General features: G+C 41.9%; 1 protein-coding gene. It reads right to left on the bottom strand.

All coding sequences use genetic code 11. The features are described from left to right. Nucleotides 1-752, bottom strand: a 752-nt coding sequence (locus tag KIV40_RS28310; protein ID WP_285352536.1) for a hypothetical protein, incomplete at its 3' end; no start/stop codon positions are given. Between the last annotated feature and the right edge of the window lie 29 nt (nucleotides 753-781).

Consider the following 781-nt stretch of genomic DNA (forward strand, 5'->3'; position numbering starts at 1 on the left):
AATTTTTCAGGGGTAGCTTCGTATGTTGTCTGCTTGGTTGAATTCATCCAACCGAAGTAAGGCACGTAGCGATAGAAGTGGCTTTGGTCTTCGTATGTCGCCATCATTTCATCAGAAATAGAATACACGAGGTAACGTTTTGCTTTCGGTACACCCTCAATGAAATCAATCTCACCCTCTATAATCTTCTTGAAGTAGTTTGGTCTGCGTGTCGAAAGAAAGCAGTGAGCTAATTCATCTTCAACAAATACGGTATCAGGCGTAAATTCTGCAGATTGTCTAAACTCGGAACATTCCGGCTTGGTAATATCCATCGCGCTGACGCTTGTATTTCGAACATTGAGAAAATCTTGCTCAAATTCAAAAATTTCCGCATTCGGATATTGTTCTGAGTCTTCACGATAGATTGAGTCGTAAGTGACATCATCGCCAATAGGCTCGATAGCGATATTGTGTTGATATTTGAAGGCGTAAGGAAGCTTGTCCGTTGTTTGTGTGCCCAAAAAGAACGTCGCGATATCTAGGTTCGATGCCAGATTGCCAATTAACATGACTGCGGTTGCGGTAGTGCTGACCGTGTTTTTGATTGCTACTTTATCGTAGTAGTCTTTCGCTAGAACATCGACATTACCTAACTTAGTCGGTTCTTGTTCTGTGTATACATACATGATTTGCATTGCTTGGCTGTACTGGTCGTAATTGTCATGCTGATAAATATCGAGATCTGAAGCCTGTTCAGTGTTGTCTACCATTGCTTCTCTATCGTGTCGCACTGAACAAC

Source organism: Vibrio sp. D173a (assembly GCF_030248475.1).